This is a genomic window from Streptomyces sp. CB02959 (assembly GCF_002803155.1).
Lineage (GTDB): Bacteria > Actinomycetota > Actinomycetes > Streptomycetales > Streptomycetaceae > Streptomyces.
The window spans coordinates 332,668-359,611 of record NZ_NNBP01000006.1 but is presented as its reverse complement, the minus strand read 5'-3'; the positions used below and the strand labels follow the sequence as shown (position 1 = coordinate 359,611).

The window sequence follows — 26,944 nt, the reverse complement described above, 5'->3', positions numbered from 1 at the left end:
TCTACGGACGCTGTGTGCCGGTGCGCGCGCCTATCCGACCTGGAACGCCGACCGGTTGCGTATCCCGCGCACGCTGCACAGTGCCGCGGCCGGCTTCGCAGTCCTCGATCCCTCTCCTGGCGCGAGGCGGAGATTCTCGGGCGGGCGGGTGCCTATGCCCTTTCTCCGGGGCATAGTGCGGAGAAAAATTGAAGAACATGTGCACGGGTGTCCCAAAGGGCATATGGCTGGGGCCGAAAGGCCCAAGAGTGGCGCGACCTTTCCATTGATCGGTCTATTGTTGTTCCAACGGCAGATCAGTTCCAGTGAACGGTATCGCCGTCGGGGAGTCCGCTGTTCTTCCGGCGCTCGCTGACCTCGGGAATGCATTCGGATTTCCGGCGCCGGCGGAAATCGGACTTTGATCTTCGGTCGGAATAGGTGACGGTCGCCGGGAACCCCGTGCGGCCGTGGCGGCGAGTGGTCTCCCGTTCCGGGACCACAGTCCGGATGAACCCAGCGGTTACGCGCTTCGGCCGGTGGAATCGGCCGCGCCGTACCGTGCGACAAAGGTGGCGTGGCATCCGAAGCCCACGATGAACAGCTGGCCGACTTCGTGCAGGAGATGCGGAACGGCGGTGGGGCAGGATCGCCCACCGTGGGACCAGATCCCCGTTCGTATCCGACGTGCCGGAGCGGGAACGTCATCGACTCTTTCGAATGAATGAGGAATGAAGGAAAATGCAATTCGCTAAGGGATTCTTTCCCTGGGTGGCTTTTGGCGGGCTCTCCGCTGTCGGATGGCAGTGGGCATCTCTGGGCGCACTCGTCGTCAGCGCTTGGATCCTGCTCGCGGGAGTGAAGGCAGGTTTCAAGGCCGAAGCTCTCGTGCTGGAATACAGCAACACGGTGTTCTTCCTGCTCTGGACCGGGCTGGCCTTCGCCGACCCGACCAGTCCGGCCGAACACCTGGACGGCCCGGTGTCCATGGCCTGGCTGGCCGCCACGGCGTGGGGGTCGATCCTCGTCGGTCACCCGTTCACCACCGGCATCGCGAAGCGGGACGTCCCGCGGGAGATGTGGAATGACCCCGGCTTCCTCCGGGTCAACCTGATCCTGACCAGGGTCTGGGCCATCGCCTTCTCGATCAGCACCTGCACCCTGGGCGTGGTCGTCGCCGCTCATCTGAACGTCGGATTCAGGATCTTCTTCCAGGCCGCCGGGCTCATCATTCCGGCCATCGTCACAGTGCAGTACCCGAAGCGCGTTCAGGCACGCATGAACGCAACCATGCCTCAGGGAGTTTGAATTGATGAACAACCCACCCGTCCCGCACCTCGCGAAGAACTACGCGCCGGTGATGGACGAGATGAGCGTCCAGGACCTGGAGGTCACCGGGGCGATTCCCCCGGAGCTCACCGGCTGGTACGTGCGGAACGGCCCCAACCCTCAGGACGTCGACTCCCCCCACTGGTTCTTCGGTGACGGCATGGTGCACGGCGTCCGCCTGGAAGGCGGCCGAGCAACCTCCTACCGCAACCGCTGGGTCCGCACCACCAAGTACACGGATGGCAAGACGACCTTCGGCGACGGGGAGGAAGACCTGGCCGCAGGCTCCGCCAACACCCACGTGGTCCGGCACGCCGGGCGGACGTTCGCCCTGGTGGAGGGGTCCTTTCCGTACGAACTCGACCTCCGTCCCGGCCGCGAACTCGACACGATCGGCCCCTACGACTTCGGTGGGCGTCTGCACACCGCCATGACCGCCCACCCCAAGATCTGCCCGACCACCGGTGAGCTGCACTTCTTCGGGTACGGCGGCTTCAAGCCCCCCTTCCTCACCTACCATCGTGCGGACGCCTCAGGTGCCCTGACGCTCAGCCGCCCCATCGATGTGCCGGCGCACACGATGATGCACGACTTCCACCTGACCGCCAACTACGTCGTCTTCATGGACCTGCCGGTCGTCTTCGACCAGGAGACGGCTCTCCGCGGCGATGACCTTCCGTACAAGTGGCGCCCGACCTACGGGGCCCGGCTCGGTGTGCTGCGGCGCAACGACCCGTTCGGCGCGGTCCGTTGGCTGCCCATCGAACCGTGCTTCGTGTTCCACCCGATGAACGCGTTCGACGAGGGGCCGGACAGCGGCCGGATCGTCATGTTCGTGGCCCGCTACCCGGTCTACAACGAGACCCATGCCACTCTGTGGCGTTGGGAACTCGACCTCGACTCGGGCAAGGTCGTCGAAACCCAGATCGACGACACGCCCTGCGAGTTCCCTCGCGTGGACGATCGCCTCGCCGGTCTGGACTCCCGTTTCGGACACGTCACGGTGTCGGACACCCCGAACATCGGCACCGGGCTCTCCCACTCCTACCTGATCCGCTACGACCTGCAGACGGGTAACGCGACGCGCCACGAGCTTCCCGCGGGCCGGGTTGCCAACGAGGCAGCGTTCGCTGCGGCCGATGGCACACCTGGTGGCCCGGGATGGCTCCTGAGCTTCGTTTACGACGCGAGCACCAACAAGAGTGACCTGGTGATCCTGGACGCTCAGGACGTCGTGGCACCGCCGGTGGCCACGATTCACCTGCCCCGTCGTGTCCCGTTCGGATTCCACGGCAACTGGCTGCCGGACGAGTGACAGTGCAGGGCCCGCCCTATCGGATGGCGGGCCCGCAACCATCCCCACACGTCTGGTGAGCCGGACGAAAGCGGCCGTCGTGGCGACATCCCTGTAGCGGTGTCGCGGCGACGGCCGTCGGCGTGTGCGCGAAGCCCCGCCGTACGAACGGCCCGTCAACAGGTGCGTCTCCTCGTTGGTTGCGCCGTCCTGGACCGTTGGGCGCCGGACGGCTCGCACGTCGCTCCGGTGCCGGCCCGTGCGCCCCGCCCGGTCGTGCGGAGCCGGAGCGAGCGACGCCGGACATACAACAGGTTTGATCGAGCGCGGCGTTGCCGCGGCGACACGATCCGCTCCCACCTGCGCTGATGATCGGGCTTGACCGCCGTCAGCCGCGCGGGACCCCAAGGTGAGCCGGTGATCCGGACACCCCCAAGTGCCGCTCCTCGACGGATGGACGATCTGGATGCACGCTGCGGGCGGGGCGGCAGCCGCGGCGTGTGCGGGGCGCCATGGAACGCGCGGGGCCCCGGGGACGCGTCTTCCGCGCGGCGTCTCCGCTGAAACGTACGGTGCCTTGGGGGCGGTGGCGAAACGGGATACTGGCGCGCGGTCTCCGCGACTTCGGTGGCCGACGGGTCTTCCGGCCTGGTGCCGGCCGGACCGGGAAGGGGCCAGGACGGGACCGGGACGGGACCGGGAAGCGGCCGGGAAGCGGCCGGGAAGGGGCCGGGCGGCAGGGTTTGGCCGCTCCCACGCATGAGTGTGCCCGGCGGCGGCCCGGATTCCCGGTGGACAGGCTGTCCAGCGGGCGGGCCACCGCCGGGCGTGTGCAACCGCGGTGGTGGGATGGCTCAGAGCGGCCGTAGGTGGATCAGATGGTCAGCCGGGGGTCGGGCGTGGAGGTGGTCATGTGCAGGGAGGGGAGGTTCCGGCGCCGCACCATGAACTCGGCCACCACGATGTTGGGTATCCAGCACAGGTAGGGAAGCGGGCCGTATGCCTGGCTGAAGATGTCCGTGAATTCGCGGCCGTCGGAGAACGGCAACTGCACCAATATCAGCACGCCCAGCCACAGCCGGAGAGTCACAGCGGCGTAGGTGAGAGCGAAGTTGCGGATCATCCATGCCTCGTGCTCACGGAACCGTCGGGCACGCGCGGCCTTGTAGCCCCGCAGGGCCGTCCATCCCCAGAGCACCGCCAGAGCAGCAAAGCCGAAGAACCCACTGATGCCCACCGAGCTGAACATCGACATGATGAACGCCGCCACCGACCCGAGAGCGAGCGTGATCATGTAGATCCGCCCGATCCACCGGTGAACGCGCGGGCACCGGGCGCGCAGGCGCTTGGAGAACTGCCACGGCCCAAGTGCCAGAGCGAGCCCGGCACTGACGATGTGCACGTAGAAAGCGACCTGGACCGGCCAGCTCCGATCGGCATACGTGGTGGCCAGTCCGACATTGCGGGGGGCGAGTTCGGCGAGCGTGCCTTGGCCGTACTGGCCGACGAAGTAACCGGCTATCGCCAGTGAGGAAAGCATGACCCAGGTCCAGCTCCACCTGTGACGCGAGGTCTTGGGCGAAGCGTGTCTCGTGGAGACGGTGTTGGTCATTGAGGGTTCCGTTCGGATGTCGAATGTCATGGGTACAGGTCGGGACCACATGACGGAGACCGGGCGGAACCTGAACGCACTCAGCGTCTGCCGACCGCAGGCGCAAGCCCCCGAATGACCGTGTGCGATTGGTCCACGGCACTGCTCCGACAGTTTTCACGGGTTTGCGAGGTCGTCCAATGGCGCGGAGCCACAGTTGACGGGCCCTCCACAGGGGGACCGGCACACCGGCGGGCCGGTAAGGACGACTCCCGCAGTGACATACGAGGGTGCGTCGTCGGCGGTGCCGTCGCCCCGCGGGGTGATGCCGCGACGCCGGCGGACCGGAACTCCATTCGGCACCACCCACATCTCCCACTGCGGACAGCTTGCCCACACGCGTCCCGCGGCGATACGTCCGGATCAGGGGCCCGGACCGGGGCTTTCACGCGGGGCCGGGCTTACGTGGGGTCGGCCTCGGGTTTGCGTGCCGGTGTGGGTGGTGCCGCCGGCTTGGGCCGAAGCCGGAAGGTCATGCGGTGCAGTACGCGGTTCCTGACCACGAGCGTGTTCCACAGCACTCCGGCGAGGTGCGCGAGGAAGAGAGCGTAGAGGACGTACGCGGCGATCTCGTGGGCGCGGAGCAGACCGGCGAACAGCGTGATGTTCATCGGCGCAATGGCCGGCAGGTGCCAGGAACAGAACAAGACGACTGGCTGTCCGGAGGCGGAGACCAACGCCCAGCCGAACAAGGGCTGGAGCAGCAACAAGAGGTAGATGAGCCGCTCGGAGTACATGGCGACCAGCCGTTCGAGCCTGGGCATGCCGGTCGGCAATGGCGGCGGGGTGTGGGTCAGTCGCCAGCCGATCCGTACCAGGACCAGGGTCAGGATCGCGAAGCCGAGTGGTTCGTGGAGGGTGACCAGCAGGTGGAAGTCGCTGACGGAGGTGACCATGAACACGCCGATGAACAGCATGGCGAGTACCAGTAGCGCCATGGTCCAGTGCAGGACGCGGGCGGTGATCGTGTACGTCGTCTCGGGATCCGCCGACTCAGTGGTCATGTTCGGCCTCGACTTCCTGAACGTCGACCTTGCTGGGCTGGTGTGCCTCGCGGGTTCTGCGCCGGTAGGACTGGGCGTAGACGGCCGATCTCGCGGTGAGCAGCGGATCGTCGGACGGACTGATGCCCTGCGGAAGAACGAGTGGGTCGAAGTTGACGTCCCGCGCGTTTCCCGCCTCCTCGGTCTGCAGGGCGTCGATGGTCAGCGTGCCGACGTCGATCCGGGGCCGGTTGGCGGGCCAGGGCAAGGTGGCGTCGTGGGTGGGGTCGCCGGGCGCGCCGAGCGTGATCATCAGGTGCCAGCGCACGGGGCCGGACCGTACGCGCTCGATCAGCGCGTTGAACAGGTAGTCATGGTCGGTTTGAGGGGCCTTCGGGCCGGGACGGAAGGGTTCCTCGGGTACGAGGCTCCAGCGGACCGGGATCGACTTGCCCGCCTGGTTGGTGAAGGAGAAGGCGTTGAGGCCGCGGAAGGTGCTGTTGGAGAAGTCGCTGGCCGGCGGCGTCTTCTTGACCAGCGCCATCGCGCGCGCGGTCTCGGGGTATGCGGCGAGGAACGCGGCGACCTTCGTCGGATCGGGTTGCCCGGTCGCCGGCACGGGCGCGGTGGCGAGCACTCGGTCGTAGAAGCCCTGCGGCACGCTGTCGAGGAAGACGGGCAGGTTGACCATCGCGGTGCGCCACTGCTCGCCGTTGGTCAGGTGGAAGAGCACCGCAAAGCCCCGGGTGGTGGCGTTCGCGTCCGCGACCGTGGGCAGGCCGCCGGACAGGGAGAAGCGCGCGGTCACCGGCGTGGAGCCCGAGGCGAATACGGCGGCGCTCGACAGTTCGACGCCCGCCCCGTTGCTGACGAAGGTCCCTGATGCACTCACGCCCTTGGCGTGGTTGCGGCGGAAGCCGTCGTGGACTCCGGACAGTTGCTCGAACCGGTCGGCGAACTTCGCCGGCGTCAGGCGGTCGGACGGCAGCCGGCCCCCGGCCCAGGCGTATGCCCCCGCGCCGGCCGCGGTGATCCCCCCGATCGCGGCCGCCCCCAGGACCGCGCGCCGGGTCGGCATCTCGCGGCGCGACCGCGGTTCCGGCCGCGTCGGTTCGGGCGGGCCCGTCTGATCGTGATCCTTCACGTTTTCCTCCTTGTGACGGTTGGCGGGAGGCATACGGTCGCTGACCGTCGCGGTGTTGAAGCGGAGAACAATGATCCACGTCTCGGCCTCGCCCGCGGCGTCTCGATCCCGCCGCCGGCTCTTTCGGACTTCACGCGCGGGCGGGCGTCGTCATCAGATGGGCCGCGCGTTCGGCGATGGCGAGAACGGTCGCGTTGGTCGGTGCGGACACCAGGGACGGCATGACCGAGGCGTCGGCCACCCGTAGCCCTGTGGTCGACCGCACGCGCAGACCCGGGTCGACCACGGCGAGGTCGTCCGTGCCGATCCGGCAGGTGCCCACGGGATGGAAGTAGGTGCTCGCGGTGGCCCGCAGATAGGCGCGGCAGGCGTCGCCGTCCCGGACGGCCGGCCCCGGGTGGAGCTCGGCGGTGCCCCGGGGGCCGAGTGCGTCGGTCCGGCCGAGTTCACGGGCGATCCGGAGACCGGCGGTCAGACGGTCGAGGTCCCGTTCGTCGCTGAGATAGGCCGGATCGAGCAGCGGAGCCACGGCCGGATCCCCGCTTCGGAGCCGCAGGGTGCCCCTGCTCGCCGGATCCATGAGGGAGAACAGGATGGAGTAGCCGCCGGGGCCCGCCCCTGTCCAGCGGGGTTGCAGTGCGGCCTCGACGAACAGGAGCAGAAGGTCGGGTGCCACGTCGGGGCTGCTGCCGGCGAGCACCTGGGCCTCGGCCCCGTGCCCGCCCGCCCGCGGCCGCTCCTGGGTGCTGTACACCACGTGGCTCGTCACGTGGTCGTGCAGGTTGCCGCCGACCCCCGGCAGGTCGGCGACCACCCCGATGCCGGTGTCCCTGAGGTGATCGGCGGGCCCGATACCGGAGAGCATGAGGAGCTGCGGCGAGCCGATCGCCCCCGCCGCGAGGACGGTCTCACGCTCGGACAGTGCGCTGTGAACCTCGCCGCCGGCGGTGAACTCCACTCCCCGGCAGTGCGTGCCGTCCATCAGGAGCCGCCGGACGAGGGCGCCGGTGACCACGCGGAGGTTGGGACGGTCCAGGACGGGGCGCAGGTAGGCGTCGGCCGCGCTCTGCCGCTGACCGGCCACGACGTTCGTCTCCCGCCACGAAACCCCCTCGGACTCCCAGCCGTTGCCGTCCTCAAGCGGCTTGTGTCCCGACTCGACGGCGGCTCGGAACGCGGCCTCCGCGAGCGCGCTCGGTGCCGGCGGGGTCTCGATGCGCATGGGGCCATCCGTGCCGCGCACCTGCGGATCGCGGCCCTCTGCGGTCTCGCTGCGGCGGAAGAAGGGCAGCAGTTCGCGGTAGTTCCAGCCGGTCGCCCCCTGCGCCTCCCATGCGTCGTAGCCCGCAGGATGGCCGCGGTGGTGCACCATCCCGTTGATGGCGCTCGAACCGCCGAGCACCTTGCCCCGCGGCCACGCGTGCACCGTGCCCCCGGTCCCGGCCTGCCTGGTGGTGGAGTACGCCCAGTCGACGGAGGAGCCCCACAGGCTGAAGGAGGCCAGCGGATCGGGGGAGGCCATCTCCTGCGGCCCGCCGTTCCCGCCGGCCTCCAGGAGCACCACTTGGGTCCCCGGGTTCTCCGTCAGCCGGGCGGCCAGTACGCAGCCCGCCGTGCCGGCGCCGACGATGACGTAGTCGCAAGTGGTGGTACTCATCTCGTTCTTTCCTGTAGTCCGACGTCCGGGCCCGCGACCGGCCCGGCGTCGCGACACCGGCCCTGCCTGGGCCGGGTGGTGGAAGGCGGCTGAGGGCCCGTCAGGTGACGGCCGGAGGTGCGCACGGGCGTGTGCATTCGTCATCGAGCCTAGGTGGGAGGTGCGGCTCACCGTATGTGCTCGGCCCACATGCGAATGCGCAGCCGATGGGGGAGTCCGACGTGCCTCCAGGCAGCGCGTCACTCCGGACGCCCGCTCGTCACCTGACCCGAGCGGCACTGTCCGCCCGCCTCGGCTGTGCTCGGCCGACAGCTCCCGCGCGCGTTCCTGTCCCCACCAGACGTGGCGGCATCCAGAGCGCGTCCATAGCGTCGAGGGACGGGCTCGTCCGCACATCGCAAGGTCCATCCACCGAAGGGGAACAATGCCATTTCGACGACTTCTCGCCGGAGCCGCTCTCGCCGTCGCGTTCATCGGAACGGGGGCGGTCACGGCGTCCACGGCCGAGGCTCAGCCCCTGCACTCGCTCACCTCCTGCAACGACCTCTACAACCAGTACCAGCGCGACCGGCAGGCGGCCATGCAGGCCCAGCAGCAGGGCGCGCCGAAGGACCAGGTCCAGGCCCTCATGAACAAGGTCGACGAGGACCTCGCCGCCTATCGGGCAGCTGGCTGCTCGTGACACGATCGGTGTACGGGTCGCGGCCCGGCAGCCCGCGCCACGACGGCGCCGGCGGCCTGGCCGCGGAATATCCGGGCCACGCGGTTTTATACCCGGGACATCGCAAAGACGTCGAAGGAAGCCGGGAGATCACAGGCCGAGAACGCCCCGGCCGCGGTCGGCGACGCCTTGCGCCTTCCGGGGGCCGGACGAATTCCTGGTGGCAGAGCGTGAGGTCGGTGAGCCGACGTTATTGCGCCCCGCCACGGCCGACGCGGAGGCCGAGACGGCCGTGGCAGAGCGGATCCGGCAGGGCGGCGCTACACGGCAGGCATGTCGGGCCGCCGGCGGTGGTCGGCCAGCGCAGCGGTGAGCAGCGGGTCCTCGCTGAGGTGCAGGGTGTCCAGATCGCCGGCGAGGTACATGGCGCGCATCGCCGAGCGCTGCACCTTGCCGCTGGTGGTGCGCCGCACGCCGCCCGGCCTGACGAGGGCGACGGCCGCGACCGGCACTCCGAACTCCCGGGCCATGGTCTGCTTCATGTCGACGGCGATCTGCCCGAGCCGGTCGGCACCCCAGTGGGCGCGGATCTCGTGCACGGCGACGATCGCGGGTGCGGTGTCGACCCGGTCGTCGCCCCCGACCATGAAGACGGCCCCGTTCATCCCCCCCAACTCCTCGTGCTGGGACCGCAGTTCGTACTCGATGTCCGCGGGGTGCAGATTGCGCCCGTGCAGGACGAGTACGTCCTTGCGGCGGCCGGTGATGTACAGGTCGCCGTCGAGCAGGCCACCGAGGTCTCCGGTGCGCAGGAACGGGCCGCGTCCGTCGCTCGTGTACGCCCGGAACGTGGTGGCGGTGGCAGCATCGTGCTCCCAGTAACCCGCGGTGACGCAGGGGCCGTCGAGCCAGATCTCGCCGATGCGGCCGTCGGGCAGTGCGTCGCCGGTGCCGGGGTCGACTATCAGCACGTCGGACCCGGTCGGCGCCCCGCATCCGACGACCACACGCGGCGGTGCGGTTCCGGTGGCCGGTCGCAGCTCCCGGTTCTCCAGCGCGGCGGCGTCGACCGTGGTGAGCAGGGGCGGCCGCCCGGCGGTGCCGGAGGCCAGCAGCGTCGCCTCCGCCAGGCCGTACACGGGGATGAGCGCGTCGGATCGCAGTCCCGCGGCGGCGAACCTGTCGGTGAAGGCGGCGACCACGTCGGCGCGGACGGGTTCCGAGCCGTTACAGGCCCTGACCCGGGACAGGTCCAGGGTGGTGAGCTGCTCGTCGGTGACCCGCCGGACGCACATCTCGAAGCCGAAGTCGGGCGCGGCGGTGAAGTCGACGTCACAGGCGTCCAGCATGCGCAGCCAGTGGTACGGGCGGCGCAGGAAGGACATGGGGTCCATCGCGACGTACCCGTTCCCGCTCAGGAGACCGGACAGCATCAGGCCGATCAGCCCCATGTCGTGGTAGAGCGGTATCCAGCCGCCGTACGTCGTGCTGCTGTCGTTGCCGAACGTGTCCACCATCCGCTCGACGTTGGCGACCAGGTTGCCGTGGGTGACCATGACGCCCTTGGGATCGCCGGTCGAACCGGACGTGTACTGGAGCAGCGCCAGGGTCTGCGGCGACACCTCGGGGGCGGTCCAGGCGTCCGGGTCGCCGTCACCGGCGTCGGTCGGGTGGCAGACCGCTCCGGTGATGCCCTCCTCGGCCACCCACTTCTCGACGTCCGCCAGGTCGGTGCGCTGCGTGAGGATGGCGCGCACCCCGGCGTCGCGGGCGATGGCGGCGAGCCTGCGGCGTTCATGCTGGTAACGGCCGGGCAGCGGGGCGGGTACGGCGATGACGCCGGCATAGACACAAGCGCAGAAGGCTGTTGTGAACTCGATTCCAGGGGAATAGAGGAGTAGCGCCCGGTCCCCTGGAGCGAATCGCTCCTGGAGCCATGAGGCAATTCTCCGGGAATGCAGATCAAGTTCCGCGCGGTCGCGCACCGTACTTCTGATTTCGTTGAATTCTGAGACGAAGGTCACGGCCGGCTGCTGCGGATTGCTCGCGGCTCGATCCCTCAGCTTCGTGATGAGTTCTGTCACGAAAAAAACCGTACATGATCTCGGCCGGTAAAACACACGAATAAGGTAGTTAAATTTTCAACAAGCAGAGTGGAGCGCCATGGAAAAGTCAATAAAGATTGAATCCTCCTTTATGGACGGGGGCTTCCGGTCAGGTGTACAACGTGGGGCTGCGCGTACCCCCACCATGCCGGCCATCGTTATCGACGGCCTACGCAAGAGATTTAAAGAAAATCGAGCCTTGGATGGCATCGACCTACATGTAAAGCCGGGTGAGGTGCTGGGTCTCCTGGGCCCCAATGGAGCCGGGAAAACCACTCTGGTAAAGATTCTTACGACGCTCCTCAAGCCGGACTCCGGGCGCGCCGTCGTGAATGGATGGGATGTGGCGGCCGAACCGGAGAGAGTGCGGTCCACGATCGGAATGGCGGGCCAATATGCAACGGTCGACGGGATGCTGACCGGCTTCGAGAACCTGTACCTCATTGCGAAACTGCGCGGCGTCGGCCGCCGCACGGCCCGCCGCGTCGCCGATGACCTGCTGTCCCGGTTCCGGCTCACCGATGTGGCGGGGCGCCCGGCCGGCACCTACTCGGGCGGTATGCGCCGACGGCTGGATCTGGCCGCCGCCCTGGTCGGCTCGCCGCCCCTGGTGCTCCTGGACGAGCCCACGACCGGGCTCGACCCCGAGAGCCGGCTGGACACCTGGGAGGCAGTCGGTGAACTGGTCGCCGGCGGCACCACGATCCTGCTGACGACCCAGTATCTGGAGGAGGCCGACCGCCTCGCCGACCGGATCACCGTGATCGACCGGGGCCGGGTGGTGGCGGAGGGCACCAGCGACGAGCTGAAGGCGGCCGCCGGCAACCGGCTCGTCGTATGTGTCGCCGAGGACAACCAGGTCGACGCGGCGGCGCGCGCCGCCGCACAGGCCACCGGCACGACCCCGACGGTGGACCGCCGTGCCCGGCGCGTGGAGGCGGCCGCCGCCGACGGCCGGGCCGCCCTGGGACGCGCCCTCACCGCGCTGGAGAGCGAGCAGGTCGAGGTACTGGAGATCGGGCTCAGCCGCTGCACCCTCGACGACGTGTTCCTCGGCCTGACCAGCCACTCGCGGCGGGAGGCCGCGTGATGACAGTGCTCACGGACGCCCAGCGGGCCGACTCCGCGCACCGGGGCGCGGCCCGCACCGGCCTCCCCCCGACCGCGGTCCCGACCCGCGCCCGGCGCAATCCGGTCATCCGCATCCTCGCCGAGAGCGCGGACCTGGCCCTGCGCAACCTGCTGCACCTGCGGCGCAGTCCCGGACTGCTGATCTCCTGCCTGGTCGAGCCGGTCATGTACGCCCTGCTCATCGGGTACGTCTTCGGCAACAGCCTGGGCGGCCCCGCCTACCGCTCGTACATGTTCGGCGGGCTGATCGCCCAGACGGTGGCTTTCACCACCTCCTTCACCACGGTCGGGCTCGCCAGGGACCTGGAGCAGGGGATGGTCGACCGCTTCCGCGCCCTGCCGGTCTCCCGAGTGGCCCTGCTGCTCGGCCGGACCACCTCCGACCTCACCACCTGCGTGGCGAGCGTCGCCGTCACCACGACGTGCGGGCTGCTGATGGGCTGGCGGCCCCACACGGGACCCGCCGAGGTCGCCGCCGGGATCCTCCTGGTGCTGCTGTTCTCCTTCGCGATGTCGTGGATCGGCGTGTGCGTCGCCCTCGTCACGCCGAACACCCAGGTGGCCGCCAGCCTCGGGCTGATCTGGCTGTTCCCGGCCACGTTCATCTCCTCCGGGTTCGTCTCCGGCGCGACCCTCCCGGGCCCGCTGCCCACCGTGGCCGACTGGAACCCGATCACGTCGCTCGCGAACGCCCTGCGCCAACTCTTCGGCAACGTTCCCCCGCCGGGCTTCCCGGTGCAGCACGCCTGGCCCGCCCAGCATGCCGTGCTGTACACCGCGGGCTGCTCAGTGCTGCTCATCGCCGTCTTCGTCACGCTGTCGACATGGCGTTACCGCACCCGCACGAGCCGCTGACCGCGACCGCGACCGCGGCCGGGCGGCCCCGGCCTGCCCGACCCGAACCGCGCCGCCGACGCGCTGCGCACGGCCGCCGGGGCGGCAGAACTCGCCGGGTTGCTCGCGTCGGGCCCCGTTCCTGACGCCCCTCGCCCACAAGGCCGGCACGAAACACAGAACTCACAAGGAGACCCCCTACCCATGACCACGCATGACACGACCAAGCTGATCTGCCTGCCGTACGCCGGGGCGGGAGCCTCGTTCTACCGCCCCTGGACGGCCCTGGCCGGGGACGCGCTGGAGATCGTGCCCCTGCAACTGCCCGGCCGCGAGCGGCTGATCGACGAGGACCCGTACCGGAACGTCTCCCAGGCCGTCGACGGCCTCATGGCCGAGTTGCCGGAACGGCTCGGTGACGGCGCCAGGGTGGCCCTCTTCGGGCACAGCCTCGGCGCGGTGCTCGCCTACGAACTCGCCCACCGGCTGGCCGCCGAGTCCGGCACTGAGCTCGTCCATCTGTTCGTCAGCGGGTCGCCGGAACCCGCCCGGCAACGCGAGCGTCAGGCCACCGGCCTGTCCGATGAGGACTTCCTGGCGCGCGTCGGCGAGTTCGCCGGCTACCACCATCCCGCGCTGGACGACCCGGAGATGCGCGAGATGATCCTGCCCGCCCTGCGCGCGGACGTCGAGATGCACGAGAACTACGTGCCCTCCACCGGCCTCCCGCTGGACGCACCCCTCACGGTCGTCCGGGGCGAGGAGGACGAGCTCGTCGGCTACGACGACGCGGAGTCCTGGAGCAAGGTGGCCGGCCGCGACTTCGAGCACGTCGAGGTCCCCGGCGGCCACATGTACCTCACCGACGCCGCCCCCGCACTGGTCCGGCTGATCGTCTCGACCGTGCTGTAGCACCTTCCGCCCTTTCCCCCACCGCACCCGATTCTTCAAGGAGTTCCCGATGCGTCTGCACGGCAAGTCGGTCCTCGTCACCGGCGCCGCCCGCGGACTCGGCAGGGCCACCGCGCTCGCCTGTGCCGCCGAGGGCGCCGATCTCACCCTGCTGGACATCTGCGCCGATCTGCCCGGTGTGCCCTACCCGCTGGGCACACCGGGGCAGTTGGAGCACACCGCCGCGCTGTGCCGGGAAGCCGGCGCCGCCGTGCTCACCACCGTGGCGGACATCCGTGACATCCGGGCCGTACGGGAGGCCGTGGCCCGAGCCGAGGACCGGTTCGGCCGGATCGACGTCGCCGTGAACAACGCGGGCATCGCCGCCCCTTCGGGCAAATCGGTGCACGAGATCGACGAGGACGAGTGGTCCCTGATGATCGACGTGGACCTCTCCGGTGCCTGGCGGGTGATCCGCGAGGTCGGCAAGGCGATGAGCGCCCGGCGCGGCGGCAGCATCGTCAACGTGGCCTCCACCGCGGGCCTGGTCGGCTACCGGCACTTCGCCGGGTACGTCGCCGCCAAGCACGCCGTCGTCGGACTGACGAAGGCGGCGGCACTCGACTACGCGCCGACGAAGGTGCGAGTGAACGCGGTCTGTCCCGGCTCGGTGCGCGACGACGCGCAGGCCGAGGGCCGGATGCTCGCCGAGATCGCCAGGGCGCTCGACGTGCCGGTGCACGAGCACGAGAGGACGTTCGTCGAGGCGCAGCCGATGAACGCGCTGATCGAGCCCGAGGACGTCGCGGCCGCGGTGGTCTTCCTCGCCTCGGACGAGTCCCGGCAGATCACCGGCTCGGTCCTGACCGTGGACGGCGGATTCAGCGTCCGCTGAACTCGCGCCCCGTGTCCGCCGTCCCCTGAACAACTCCCCTGAACGACAAGGAGCACGACCGTGTCAGGCCCTCTCCAACTAGCGGCCCGCTGCCATGCGGTGCGTGTCCGCGCAGACCGTTCCCCGTTCCCGACGACCGCTTCGGGGCTGTGGACCGAGGACGTTCCCGTGCCGGCGGCGGACCTGCTCGCCGAGCGCCGACGGGCCGCCGAACTCGGCCGCCCGGCCACCGAACTGCGCCGGGTCCTGCTGCGCTATGCCGACGGCCTCTGCGATCTGATCCTGGTGGCTCCGCGCGACCGGTTCGACCGCACGGCCCTCCGACGGCTGGCGGCCGGCGAGTCCGTCGCGACGGAAACGGGCCGCCCCGTCGCCGGGGCACCCGCGACCGCGCTCGCTCCCATGTGGGGACTGGGCGACGACGGCTCCGCCGTCCCGCACCTCTTCTCCCTGGACGACGGGGGAGACGAGGCCGGCTGGCTCGCGGCCCTCGCCGTCACCCTGCGCCGCTACGACCCCGAGACCACGCCGGTCATCGGCACGGACCACGGCTCCTTCACCGTGGCGGAGGCCCCCACGCTCGGTGAGCTCAAGCCCTCCCCGGCGGACGGTCCCGCACTCGCCGGCCTGCTCTTCGACGAGACGGAGCTGCCCGGCGCGTACGTGCCCTGCCTCGCACCGCCGTTCCCGCTCACCCTGTCGGTCTTCAGGGACTCCGGCGGCTGGCGGCTGCGCTGCGACCATGCCGGTGGACACCTCTCCACGGAGGTCGCAGCGCAGTTCACCCGGCACCTGGTGCGGGTGCACCGGCTCATCCTGAACTCGCCCCGGACCGCCGTCGACGACGTCGATCTGCTGGACGAGGCCGAACGCGACCGGGTGGCGGCTCTCGGCCGCCCGTCCCGCCCCCTGGTCACCACCCCGGTGACCGTGCCCGAGGCGTTCGCGCGGATCGCGGCGGCGACACCGGACCGCATCGCCGTGGCCGACGGCGGCGCGGGCCTGACCTACCGCGAACTCGACGCACGGTCCGCCCTCCTGGCGCACGGCCTGCGCGACCGAGGTGTCACGGCCGGCGACCGGGTGGGCGTGTGTCTGGAGCGCACCGCCGAATTCGTCGTCACCCTGCTCGCCGTGCTGAAGGCCGGCGCGGCGTACGTGCCCGTCGACCCCGCCTACCCGGCGGACCGGCTCGCCCACACGGCACGGGACGCGGGACTGGGCGTGGTGATCACCCGTCTTCCCGAGTTCCCGGACGTGGCGGGCTGTGTGCCCGTGACGCCGGACGAGTTGCTGGAAACGGCCGCGGGGCCCGGCGTCGCCCCGGTCCCGCCGACCGCGGTCGCGCCGCACGCCGCCGCCTACGTCATCTACACGTCCGGCTCCACCGGCCGCCCCAAAGGCGTCGAGGTGCCGCACCAGAACGTGATCGCCCTGATCGACGCCACCCGCGACGAGTACGGGCTCGGGACCGAGGACGTGTGGACCTGGTTCCACTCCACCGCCTTCGACTTCTCGGTATGGGAGATCTGGGGCTGTCTGCTGACCGGCGGCCGGCTGGTCGTGGTGCCGTATTTCGTCTCCCGGGAACCCGACCGCTTCCGCGATCTGCTGGTGTCCGAGAAGGTCACCGTGCTGAGCCAGACCCCGTCAGCCTTCGCCCAGTTGCTGAACGTGGACCACACCGAGGTCGGGGTCCGGCTGGTCGTGTTCGGCGGCGAACCGCTCGACGCGCGCGTGCTGCTGCCCTGGTTCGACAGGCATCCCGAGTCGGTGTGCCGGATGGTGAACATGTTCGGCATCACCGAGACGACGGTCCACGTCACCGCGCAGACCCTCACTCGGCGACTGGCGCTCGCCGCCACCCGCTCCGTCGGGCATGCGCTGCCCGGCTGGCACCTGTACGTGACGGATCCGGCCGGACGCCTGCTGCCGCCCGGAGTGGCGGGCGAGATCTGCGTCGGCGGCGCCGGAGTCGCGCTCGGCTATCTCGGCCAGGAGGAACTGACCGCCCGGCGCTTCGTGGTGGATCCGTTCACCGGCGGCACCATGTACCGCAGCGGCGATCTGGGACGCCTCCGCCCGGACGGCCGACTCGAACACCTCGGGCGGATCGACAGTCAGGTGAAGATCCGCGGCTTCCGGATCGAGCTGGACGAGATCCGCGCGGTCCTGCTGGAGGACCCGGACGTGCGGACGGCGGCCGTCGTGGTGCGCCGCGTCGACACGGCCGATGCCGCGACCGCCCGGATCGACGCCTATGTGGTCCTCTCCGGCGGCGACCCCGGCACAGTCCGCAAGCGGGCCGCCGACATCCTGCCCGACTACATGCTCCCCACCACGGTCACCTCTTTGGACGCGCTGCCGCTCACGGCCAACGGCAAACTCGACACGGCGCAACTCCCCGTACCCGCGGCACCCCGTGCGTCGGCGCGGGACACCGTGCCCCGCACGGCCGACGCCGACCTCACCGAGCGGCTGCGTGAGATCTGGAGCGATGTGCTGGGCGTGCCGGTCGGCCTGGATGACGACTTCTTCGAGCTGGGCGGCAACTCTCTGTTCGCCGTCCGCATAGGCGCGGCCCTGCGCGCGCAGGGCCTGCCGTCGCTGCGGCTGCGGGAGATCTACCGCCATCCGACCCTCCGGGAAATCGTCAGGACTTTTGCGGCCTAGGGCGCGTATCGAGCTCCTCCGGTGGGCGCCCACAGGCACCGATCACGTACTGCTTATGGATAGCCACCCGACAGGCTCTGAGGGGTGGAAGCGCACATCACCGGAGCCAGGGAATGTGGGATCGGCACAGTCAAAACCTGCAAGGGTTTGCATAGGGTTCAAGAGACTACCGATCCCGCATTCCAGCTCACCAAGGAGTCGCAGCCCGATGCGTTTTAGCAGTGCCCACACACCTTTGCCTTTCGGCTAGGCGTGGGTTATCAGGAGGCTCGTCCTGCTCGCTGGCCAGAACCCGGGATCGGGCTCATTCGACCCCCACGCCGGAACGATAATCAGCAGCAGCCGGCTCGCCTCTCGCCTGTGAATGGAATTGGGTAACCCCGACCAGGCCAGCTCAACCGGGGATTGATGGAGGACTGAGCTTCAAGCTCATTCAAGGGCCCTCAGCTCGTCTGCTGCGTTGCGCGGCGATGTGAACGCCCTTACTCCCTGTGGGGCCGCGATCGATACCACTCGCGCCCTCATCACCGTTTCGACGCCACTTCGGCGCGCCGTCTCAACCATCTAGGACTTCAAGCCTCCGGCCCGCGCGGCCGGACCTCAACCACTGCCAAACCTGGAGCATCACTCATGACCTCCGTTCTGTTCGTCGTCACCGGCGCCACCCACTGGACCCTGGCCGACGGCACCGCGCACCCCACCGGCTTCTGGGCCGAGGAACTCGCCGAGCCGCACCGGATCTTCAGCGAGGCGGGCTACCGGATCACCGTCGCCACCCCCGGCGGTGTCGCCGCCCCGGTCGACCAGGGCAGCCTGAGCGCCACCGTCAACGGCGGCCGGCACCGGGCCGACCGCCTCGCCGCCTACCTGGAGAGCATCAGCGACGTGCTGGCGCATCCGGCCAAGCTGGCGGAGGTCGACCCGGACGACTACGACCTGGTGTTCTACCCGGGAGGCCACGGCCCGATGGAGGACCTCGCGGTGGACGAGGACTCCGGCCGGATCCTCACCCGCACTCTGGAGTCGGGCCGGCCGCTGGGCGTGGTCTGCCACGGACTCGCCGCGCTGCTCACCGCCCGCCACGAGGACGGCAGTTGGCTGTTCGACGGCTACCGGATGACCGCTTTCAGCAACGCCGAGGAGGCCGTGGCCGGCCTCGCCGAGAAGGCCCACTGGCTGCTCCAGGACCGCCTGGTCGAGCTCGGCGCCGACTTCGTGGCAGCCGCGCCGTTCACCCCGCACACCGTCGTCGACCGCAACCTCTACACCGGCCAGAACCCCGGCTCCTCCGCCGAACTGGCCCAGCTGCTGGTCCGGGCCGCCGCCACGGACCCGGCTGACGTGGTGGCGCGGCTGCGCGGCACCTTCGACACCGGGCGCACCAGGCCGCTGGCCTGGCGACTGGCCCAGCTGGCCGCCCTGCGCACGCTGCTCACCGAGCAGTCCACGGAGTTCATGGCCGCGCTCCACGCCGACCTGGGCAAGGGCGAGACCCAGGCCTACGGCGAGGTCAGTTTCCTGCTGAACGAGGTGGACCACACGGTGGCGCACCTGGAGCAGTGGCTGGCCCCGCGCCCCGCCGCCGTCCCGGACACCTTCCAGCCCGCCGAGGCCCGGGTGGTCCGCGACCCGCTCGGCGTGGTGCTGCTCATCGCGCCGTGGAACTACCCGCTGCACCTCGCCCTGGCCCCGATGGTGGGCGCCCTGGCGTCCGGCAACACCGTGCTGCTCAAGCCCAGCGAGCTGGCCCCGGCGACCTCGGCGGCACTGGCCCGGCTGCTGCCGCGCTACCTCGACCGGGAGGCCGTCGCCGTGGTCGAGGGCGCCGTGCCGGAGACCACCGCGCTGCTGGAGCAGCGATTCGACCACATCTTCTACACCGGCAACGGCGTGGTCGGACGGATCGTCATGGCGGCCGCCGCCAAGCACCTCACCCCGGTCACCCTCGAACTCGGCGGCAAGAGCCCCGCGGTGGTCGAGCCGGGCGCCGACCTTGCGGTCACCGCGCAGCGGATCGCCCGCGGCAAGTTCCAGAACGCCGGCCAGACCTGCGTGGCCCCCGACTACATCCTCGCGATCGGCGACACCGCCGCCGCGCTGGAAGCCGAACTGACCGCCGCCGTCCGGACGTTGTACGGCCCGAACCCGGCGGTCAGCTCCGAGTACGGCCAGGTCGTCAACGAGCGCCACCACGACCGGCTCACCGCGCGGCTGGGCGACGGCCGCCTGGTCACCGGCGGCGCGCACGACCGGGCCGCGCGCTACATCGAGCCGACCGTCCTCGCCGACGTCTCCCCCGAGGCACCGTTGATGCAGGAGGAGATCTTCGGGCCGATTCTGCCGATCTTCGCCATGCCCGACCTCGACGCGGCGATCGCCTTCATCAACGAGCGGGACAAGCCGCTCGCGCTGTACGCCTTCACCGCCTCGGAGCAGACCAAGCAGCGGCTGACCAAGGAGACTTCCTCCGGCGGCCTGGTCTTCGGCCTGACCCTCTCCCACCTGTCCGTCCCCGAGCTGCCGTTCGGCGGCGTGGGCGAGAGCGGCATCGGCCGCTACCACGGTGAGTTCTCCATCGACACGTTCAGCCACCTCAAGGCGGTGATGGACAAGCCGCTGAGCTGATGTGACGGAGCGGTGGTTTTGGGGGAGCGCTCTGCCATCGACCAGCCGAGCACGCGGCGTGACCAGATGCCGATGACCGCGGTGCGCATGCGGCGCCATGGGTGACGGCACTCGACACCGTGCCGGCACCTATGGCGCTCAACGCGCGTGCGTTTGACGGCGTGCCCGAAGCCCCGCAGCTCGGCGTGGACGTGAGGGACGCCGTACGTTCCCTTGCCCGTTGCCGGGCGGAGACCGGGGCCGGTGCGTTCATCGTGTCCTCGTCGTGCCCGCGACCACCGCTTCCTGGCTGCCACGTCCCGTACGGAAGGAGAACGCACCATGAGTAGCAAGGGCAGGACGCTCCCCCCGAGCACCGCGACCGGCGGGAGCGCCGGCGGTCACGGCTGCACGACGTCGCGCGCTGGGGACCGGACCCGCTACGACCGGGCCACCGCGCATCTCGACCCGCCCTTCGCGATCGTCGACCTGGAGGCGTTCGACGCCAACGCGGAGGGCCTCGTGCGGCGGGCCGGTGGAAGGCCGGTGCGTGTGGTGAGCAAGTCGGTGCGCTGCCGGGCCCTGCTGGAGCGCGCGCTGGCGCATGAGGGCTTCGCCGGGATCATGGCGTTCACGCTGCCCGAGGCAGTGTGGCTGGTCCGCGCGGGCGCCCGGGACGTGCTGGTGGCCTACCCCTCCGTGGACCGCGCCGCGTACGCCGACCTGGCCCGCGACCCCGGACTCGCCGCCGCGGTGACGGTGATGATCGATGACCCCGCCCACCTGGATCTGATCGACGCCTCCCGCGACGGTGGCACCGAGGAAATCAGGGTCTGCCTCGAACTGGACACGTCCCTGCGGCTGTTGGGCGGCCGACTGCGGTTCGGTGTCCTGCGCTCCCCACTGCACGAGCCGGACCGCATCGCCGACGTCGCTCAGTCCGTGGTCCGCCGCCCCGGCTTCCGGCTCGTCGGGATCATGGCCTACGAGGCGCACATCGCGGGCGTCGGGGACAAGGTGGCCGGACGCGCGCTGCACTCCGGCGCTGTCCGCGCCATGCAGGGCATCGCCCGCAAAGAACTCGCCCGGCGGCGCGCGGCGGCCGTCCGCGCGGTCCGCGCCGTCGCCCCGGACCTGGAGTTCGTCAACGGCGGCGGCACGGGCAGCGTGCAGCACACCGCTGCCGAGGAGGCGGTGACCGAGATCGCCGCGGGCTCCGGCCTCTACCAGCCCCACCTGTTCGACAGCTACACGTCCTACCGGGGACGTCCGGCAGCACTCTTCGCCCAGCCGGTGGTGCACAGGCCCGGGCCAGGCGTGGCGACGGTGCTCGGCGGCGGCTATCCGGCCTCCGGCGCGGCCGGCCGTGACCGCCTGCCCGCGCCCTACCTGCCCGCGGGGCTGCGCTACGACCCCCAGGAGGGGGCCGGGGAGGTACAGACACCGCTCCTCGGATCCCCCGCAGACGGCCTCCGCATCGGCGACCGCGTCTGGTTCCGCCACGCCAAGGCCGGCGAGCTGTGCGAGCGCTTCGACGCACTCCACCTCGTCGAGGGCGACCGGATCACCGCCTCCGTCCCCACCTACCGGGGCGAGGGCCGCACTTTCCTGTGAGCGGCCCGGCCGGTGCGCGCCGAGTGGGTGATTCAGGCATGCGCCGCTCGGATCCGGTCCCCGACCGCGGGCGGCACACCACCCGCGGGAAGGCGACGACCTGTGCGTCGGCCCCAGGCTCGGCGGCCCCGCCTGTGTTCGGATGACATGGCCGCCACTCACCGCACGGCCTAGCCTCGAAACGGAGGCGGGACGGACAACTTCGCCCGCAGGTCGCCCGTGCGCGGGCCGGGACGCGGACTTCAACGCCTCGCTGAGACGCCCCTGTCAGCGGGGTTGCGTCGGAGCAGGTGGCCGTTCCCCCGTCCGGGGATCCGGCGGTCAACGGCAGTCGCCGGTCGCATCGTGAACGAGGAGCAGTCAGTGGACTTACAACAACGGCAGGGTCATGCCATCGTGATCGGGGGATCGATGTCTGGTCTCCTGGCCGCACGGGCGCTCAGTGAGACCTTCGAGCACATCACTGTCTTCGACCGGGACGAACTGCCCCGCTCTCCCGCCGCGCGGCGCGGTGTTCCCCAGAGCCGTCAGATCCACGGTCTTCTGGCAAGAGGCATGGAAGTTCTGGAGCAACTCTTCCCCGGCTTCTCCGACGACCTGGCCGAGGCCGGAGCGCGCTTCGGTGACCTGCAGTCGGACCTCCACTGGTACCAGGACGGACTTCTGCTCAAGCCCGGTGTGTCGGGTCTGATCGGAGCAGGGGCCAGCCGTCCTCTCATCGAACACGTCGTACGCACGCACGTGGCGAGCCTCCCCGGCGTGACGATCGTCGACCGGTGCGACGCACTCACCCTCACGGCCACAGCAGACCGGCGCCGGATCACGGGAGTGCGGCTGCGCGATCGGGCACCGGGCGCTACGGAAGCGGTCGCGGATGCGGACCTGGTCGTGGATGCCACGGGCCGCGGGTCCCGGAGCCCTGCGTGGCTCGAAGACCTCGGATACGGGCGCCCGCGCGAGGAACGCATCCGCGTACGGGCCACATACATGTCGCAGGTCTACCGGCACGAACCCCACCATTTCGACGGTCGTCTGGGGACGGCGTGTGCCGCCTACCCCGGCACACCGCGCAGCGGGTTCGCGCTGGTGCAGGAGGCCGGCCGCGTCGTGATCATGCTGGGCGGGTACCTGGGCACCCAGGCCCCCACCGATCACGAGGGAATGCTCGCTTACGCCGGCACGCTGGCCACCCAGGACTACGCAGAGATCATCCGAACGGCGACACCGCTGGCCGACCCCGTGAAAATGCAGCACCCGGCGAGCATCCGCAGGCACTACGAGGAAATGGACCGTCTGCCCGAGGGCTACCTGGTCCTCGGCGACGCGATGTGCAGTTTCAACCCCGTCTACGGTCAAGGGATGGCGATCGCCGCCATGCAAGGGCTCCTCCTGAGGGATCTGCTGGCAGAAACACGGGAGGAGCTGGGCCGCCGGTTCCTCAACGAGGCGGCGAGGCTCCTGGACACTCCGTGGGGAGTCGTCGCGGGCGGCGATCTCCGGTTCCCCGAGGCCGAAGGGGTACGCACCGCTCGGACGGAGCAGTTCTCCGAATACCTCACGCGGTACCGCGTGGCCGCACACAGCGACGCGGAACTCGTCACCGCCTTCCTGCGCGTGACCAACATGCTGGACGATCCTTCCGCGCTCATGACCCCGGAGATCGTCGCCCGCGTCACAGCCGGGTGGCTGAAAGGCCGAGAAGAAGACGAGGCACGTCCGCGGCGGGTGACCGCACGATGACCACCATGGCCGATCTGGAGACCCTGCTCGCCGCCCACGAGGACGACGCCTTCCTGCCCGGCACGCTCGCCCGGCTCGACGAGCGCGAGGAGTTCCCCGACGACGCTGTCCGCCTCCTCGACGACGCGGGGCTGCCCGCCCACTACGTCCTGCCCCCGGACGGGGACTTCAGCGAGACGGTACGGCTGCTGCGCACGGTCGCCCGCCGCGACCTGACCGTGGCCATCGCGCACGGCAAGACGTTCCTCGGATCGGCCCCGGTGTGGGTCGCCGGTACCCCGGACCAGGCGGCCCGGCTCGCCGAGCGCGTACGTGCGGGTGAGCCGGTCTGCTGGGGGCTGACCGAGCGCGACCACGGCGCCGACCTGCTCGCGAGCGAGTTCGCCGCGGTGGCCGACACGGACGCCGGCGAGGGTGGCGGCGCCGGCGGCTGGCGCCTCACCGGCGAGAAGTGGCTCATCAACAACGCCACCCGCTCCACCCTCGCCTGCGTCCTCGCCCGTACCGACCCGGCGGGCGGCGGACGCGGCTTCAGCCTCTTCCTCGTGGACAAGCAGCGGCTGCCCGAAGGCAGTTGGCGGAACCTGCCGAAGGTCCGGACGCACGGCATCCGCGGCGCCGACATCAGCGGCTTCACCCTCGCTGATGCCCCGATACCCGCCGACGCCCTGGTCGGCGAGGAGGGCGGCGGGATCCCGGTGGTCCTCAAGACGCTCCAGCTCACCCGCACCGCCTGCACCGCGCTCTCCCTCGGCGCCGCCGACCACGCCCTGCGGCTGGCCCGCGACTTCGCGTCCGGACGCGAGCTGTACGGCCGTCGCCTCGCCGACGTCCCGCACGTACGGCGCATCCTCGGCCGGGCGGCCGCCGCCGCACTGACCGCCGAGGCGGTGAGCGTGCTCTCCGCCCGCTCGGTGCACACCCTGCCCGGGGAACTGAGCGCGATCTCGGCGCTCACCAAGGCATACGTCCCGACACTCACCCAGCAGACCCTCACCTCCCTCGGCGAGCTGCTCGGCGTACGCGGCTTCCTCACCTCACCGCCCGGCGGCGGCTTCGCCAAACTGGAACGCGACCACCGCATCTGCGCGATCTTCGACGGCAGCACGGTCGTCAACCGCGCCGCGCTCCTCAACCAGATGCCACGTCTGGCCCGCCAACTGAGCCGCCGCCGGGCCGACACCGAGGGCCTGCGGGCCGCCGCCGACCTCGGCGCCCCACTGCCCCCGTTCGACCGGGACCGGCTGACGATGCTGTCGGTCACGGGATGCAGCGCCGTGCAGGTCCTGCCCGAAACGGCGGAGCGCATACGGGCGCAAGGACCACCGCAGGCGGGCCCGCTCATCGACCGGCTGATCGCCGAATTCGCCCGGCTGGAAACGGAGTTGGCGGACTTCGTACCGGTCGCGGGCGGACTGCCCAGCACGGCGTTCGGTATCGCCGAGGCATACGAACGCGCCTACGCCGCTGCTGCCTGCCTGCTGCTGTGGCTGGAGAACCCGCCGCTGCGCACGGGACGGCTCGGCACGGACGGCCTGTGGCTGCGGGCCTGCCTGACCGCCCTGCTGGGCGCGGACGACACGGAGGTCTTCGACGCCCTCGCCGACGTCCTGCTCGGCATGCCCGCACCGGAGTTCACCCTCTGGGGAGGTGCCGTATGACCACCGACACGACGGGCCTCGCCCCGCAGCGCGCCGACGAACTGGAGCACCTGCTCGGCAGCCTCTTCGACCCGGCCAACCCGACCGGCGCCACCGCTGTCCTCGCCGCCGACGAGCGCGCCGAGATGCTGGCCGCCGGGGAGCAACTGCTGCACTCCTACGGGATGAACGCCGAGTTCGTGCCACCCCGGCTGGGCGGCCGTCTCGAACGAGCCGACCACCTCGCCGAGGTCGGACGCACCCTCTACCGCCGCGACCCCGCGCTCGGCCTCGGCTACGGCGCCAGCTCCCTCATCGCCGGAGTCACCCTGTGGACCGCCGGCGACGAACGGCAGACCGAGCACGCCGCCCGCCTGCTGCTGGACGGCCGCCGTATCGCCATCGCCTTCCACGAACTCGCGCACGGCAACGACATGGCCGGCATGGAGTTCGCCGCGACCACCGCACCCGACGGCCTGCGCCTGAGCGGCCGCAAGGAGGTCGTCACCAACATCGCGCGCGCCGACGCCATGGTCGTCCTCGCCCGCACCGACCCCCGCCCCGGTCCGCGCAGCCACTCCCTGCTCCTTGTCGACCGGGCGAGCGCCGACCCCGCGCACCTGACCGACCTGCCGCGCTTCGGCACCGTGGGCATGCGCGGAGTCCAGCTCGGCGGCCTGCGCTTCGACGATCTGCCCGTGCCCGGCTCGGCGGTGCTCGGCCCGGTCGGTTCCGGTCTGGAGACCGCGCTGAAGGCCCTCCAGATCACCCGGACGGTCCTGCCCGCGATGGCCACCGGCATCCTCGACACCGGACTGCGGATCACCGTGGACCACCTGACCCGGCGTCGCCTGTACGGCGGACCCGCCCTCGCCCTCCCGCACGTCCGCTCGGTGCTGGCCGGCGTCTTCGCCGACCTGCTGCGTGCCGAGGCGCTCGGCGCGGTCGGTGCCCGTGCGCTGCACCTGGTGCCCGGCGCGGCGAGCGTGTACGCCTCGGCGGTCAAGTTCGAGGTGTCCCGGCTGCTGCTGGAGGCCATGGACCGGCTCGCGGAACTCCTCGGCGCCCATTTCTACCTGCGTGAGGGACCGACCGCGCTGTTCCAGAAGCTGCTGCGCGACCTCGCCCCCGTCGGCTTCGGGCACATCGCGCGCGCCGCCTGCCAGATGAGCCTGCTGCCGCAGCTTCCCCTGCTGGCCCGCCGCACCTGGGACCGGCCCGGCACCGAGGCCCCCGCCGGCCTGTACGCCCTCGCGGAGGCGCTGCCACCACTGCCGTACGACCGACTCGCCCTGCACGCCGCGGGCCGTGACCCGATCGCCGGTTCCCTCCACGCCCTGCCCGACGCGCCCTGGGGCCCCGAGCACGCCGACCTGCGGGCCGCCCTCGCCGCCGACCGTGCGGAACTGGCCGAACTGGCCGCCGTGTGCGCGCAGTTGTCGCCCGTGGAACTCGGCGTCGACGCCCGCCCCGAGCACTACGATCTCGTGACCCGCTACGTACGCCTGCTGTCCCGCACCGCCTGCGTCCAGGTCTGGCGGCATGCCCGGCCCGGGAGCTTCCAGGCGGACCCCGCCTGGCTGCGCGCGGCCCTGCACCGCTCGGCCCCCGGGCCGCACGATCCCGGCCCGCTGCCCGCCCAGGTCGAGGACGCGCTCCTCACCGAACTCCTGGACCGCCGGGACACCGGCCGCTCCTTCGGCCTGACCGCACGACCGCTCGCCGTCTGAGGCCGGCCGGCCACCTCAAGTCCGTACGCCGTCCGACACCGCTCACCTCGCAGGTGCTGCGCGCGCCCCGGCCTCCCGTTTCCCCTCCGCTCGATCGAGAAAGAGAACCCTCCCTCATGATCGCTGGCAACCGTCACGTGCACACCTGGCTGACCGAGCGAGTGGCGGCTTACCTGCGCCGTTCGCCGGAGGACATCGACACGTCCGTACCGCTGGCCGACTACGGCCTGGACTCGCTGACCGCGCTGGCCATCACCGCCGACATCGAGGACGAGTTCGAGGTGACCGTGGACGACGCCCTGATCTGGGACCACCCGACGATCGACGCGCTGGGCGCGGCGCTGTCCGTGCTGGCCGAGGCGGCACGCACGAGTGCGAAGCAGGTCTGA

General features: G+C 70.6%; 19 protein-coding genes. 14 read left to right on the top strand and 5 right to left on the bottom strand.

The features are described 5' to 3' along the window. Positions 1-720 precede the first annotated feature (720 nt). Together CG747_RS13130 and CG747_RS13125 are read left to right on the top strand one after the other, a co-directional pair. Positions 721-1,287 carry a hypothetical protein gene (locus CG747_RS13130; RefSeq protein ID WP_146022079.1) on the top strand — a complete coding sequence of 189 codons (567 nt, stop codon included), beginning with the start codon at positions 721-723 and terminating at the stop codon, positions 1,285-1,287. Positions 1,288-1,291: 4 nt separating this feature from the next. Beyond that, complete coding sequence (locus tag CG747_RS13125) at positions 1,292-2,623, top strand: carotenoid oxygenase family protein (RefSeq protein WP_100601911.1); 1,332 nt, start codon at positions 1,292-1,294, stop codon at positions 2,621-2,623. A gap of 853 nt (positions 2,624-3,476) precedes the next feature. Here CG747_RS13125 and CG747_RS13120 read toward each other — a convergent pair. The 4 genes from CG747_RS13120 to CG747_RS13105 all read right to left on the bottom strand — a co-directional run bounded on the left by CG747_RS13120 (position 3,477) and on the right by CG747_RS13105 (position 8,037). Then, positions 3,477-4,214, bottom strand: coding sequence for a DUF2306 domain-containing protein (locus tag CG747_RS13120; RefSeq protein ID WP_100601871.1), 738 nt, complete (start codon positions 4,212-4,214; stop codon positions 3,477-3,479). A 440-nt stretch (positions 4,215-4,654) separates the two neighbouring features. After that, positions 4,655-5,257 (bottom strand): cytochrome b, encoded by a 603-nt coding sequence (locus tag CG747_RS13115; RefSeq protein ID WP_100601870.1) that lies wholly within the window; start codon positions 5,255-5,257, stop codon positions 4,655-4,657. Then, complete coding sequence (locus CG747_RS13110; protein ID WP_257980380.1) at positions 5,247-6,380, bottom strand: catalase family peroxidase; 1,134 nt, start codon at positions 6,378-6,380, stop codon at positions 5,247-5,249. The genes CG747_RS13115 and CG747_RS13110 overlap by 11 nt, the downstream gene beginning before the upstream one ends. 130 nt (positions 6,381-6,510) lie before the next feature. Next, complete coding sequence (locus CG747_RS13105; RefSeq protein WP_100601869.1) at positions 6,511-8,037, bottom strand: GMC family oxidoreductase; 1,527 nt, start codon at positions 8,035-8,037, stop codon at positions 6,511-6,513. A 424-nt stretch (positions 8,038-8,461) separates the two neighbouring features. Between CG747_RS13105 and CG747_RS13100 the strand changes: the two genes are divergently transcribed. Beyond that, positions 8,462-8,719, top strand: coding sequence for a hypothetical protein (locus CG747_RS13100; protein WP_100601868.1), 258 nt, complete (start codon positions 8,462-8,464; stop codon positions 8,717-8,719). A gap of 299 nt (positions 8,720-9,018) precedes the next feature. Here the strand turns inward: CG747_RS13100 and CG747_RS13095 are convergent, their stop codons facing one another. Further along, positions 9,019-10,782, bottom strand: coding sequence for a fatty acyl-AMP ligase (locus tag CG747_RS13095; RefSeq protein ID WP_100601867.1), 1,764 nt, complete (start codon positions 10,780-10,782; stop codon positions 9,019-9,021). Positions 10,783-10,861: 79 nt separating this feature from the next. Between CG747_RS13095 and CG747_RS13090 the strand changes: the two genes are divergently transcribed. The 11 genes from CG747_RS13090 to CG747_RS13040 all read left to right on the top strand — a co-directional run bounded on the left by CG747_RS13090 (position 10,862) and on the right by CG747_RS13040 (position 26,944). Continuing rightward, positions 10,862-11,893, top strand: a complete 1,032-nt coding sequence (locus tag CG747_RS13090; protein WP_308303774.1) for an ATP-binding cassette domain-containing protein — start codon at positions 10,862-10,864, stop codon at positions 11,891-11,893. After that, the gene (locus CG747_RS13085; protein ID WP_374701766.1) at positions 11,890-12,789 is read left to right on the top strand and encodes an ABC transporter permease; all 900 of its coding nucleotides are present in this window, start codon (positions 11,890-11,892) and stop codon (positions 12,787-12,789) included. The genes CG747_RS13090 and CG747_RS13085 overlap by 4 nt, the downstream gene beginning before the upstream one ends. A gap of 183 nt (positions 12,790-12,972) precedes the next feature. After that, the gene (locus CG747_RS13080; RefSeq protein ID WP_100601865.1) at positions 12,973-13,680 is read left to right on the top strand and encodes a thioesterase II family protein; all 708 of its coding nucleotides are present in this window, start codon (positions 12,973-12,975) and stop codon (positions 13,678-13,680) included. Positions 13,681-13,729: 49 nt separating this feature from the next. Continuing rightward, on the top strand, positions 13,730-14,554 hold the full coding sequence (locus CG747_RS13075; protein WP_100601864.1) for an SDR family oxidoreductase: 825 nt from the start codon (positions 13,730-13,732) through the stop codon (positions 14,552-14,554). A 402-nt stretch (positions 14,555-14,956) separates the two neighbouring features. Beyond that, positions 14,957-17,227: an amino acid adenylation domain-containing protein gene (locus CG747_RS13070; RefSeq protein WP_374701771.1), complete on the top strand. Its 2,271-nt coding sequence runs from the start codon at positions 14,957-14,959 to the stop codon at positions 17,225-17,227. A 630-nt stretch (positions 17,228-17,857) separates the two neighbouring features. Further along, positions 17,858-19,852, top strand: a complete 1,995-nt coding sequence (locus tag CG747_RS13065) for an aldehyde dehydrogenase family protein (RefSeq protein WP_100601862.1) — start codon at positions 17,858-17,860, stop codon at positions 19,850-19,852. Positions 19,853-20,173: 321 nt separating this feature from the next. Continuing rightward, on the top strand, positions 20,174-21,445 hold the full coding sequence (locus tag CG747_RS13060) for an amino acid deaminase/aldolase (protein ID WP_100601861.1): 1,272 nt from the start codon (positions 20,174-20,176) through the stop codon (positions 21,443-21,445). 345 nt (positions 21,446-21,790) lie between these two features. Beyond that, entirely contained in the window at positions 21,791-23,185 is a 1,395-nt protein-coding gene (locus CG747_RS13055) for an NAD(P)/FAD-dependent oxidoreductase (protein ID WP_180985506.1), read from the top strand. Positions 23,186-23,190: 5 nt separating this feature from the next. Next, the gene (locus CG747_RS13050; protein ID WP_257980379.1) at positions 23,191-24,846 is read left to right on the top strand and encodes an acyl-CoA dehydrogenase family protein; all 1,656 of its coding nucleotides are present in this window, start codon (positions 23,191-23,193) and stop codon (positions 24,844-24,846) included. Next, positions 24,843-26,555: an acyl-CoA dehydrogenase gene (locus CG747_RS13045; protein ID WP_100601859.1), complete on the top strand. Its 1,713-nt coding sequence runs from the start codon at positions 24,843-24,845 to the stop codon at positions 26,553-26,555. Before CG747_RS13050 ends, CG747_RS13045 begins: the two co-directional genes overlap by 4 nt. A gap of 116 nt (positions 26,556-26,671) precedes the next feature. Next, positions 26,672-26,944, top strand: a complete 273-nt coding sequence (locus CG747_RS13040) for an acyl carrier protein (protein WP_100601858.1) — start codon at positions 26,672-26,674, stop codon at positions 26,942-26,944.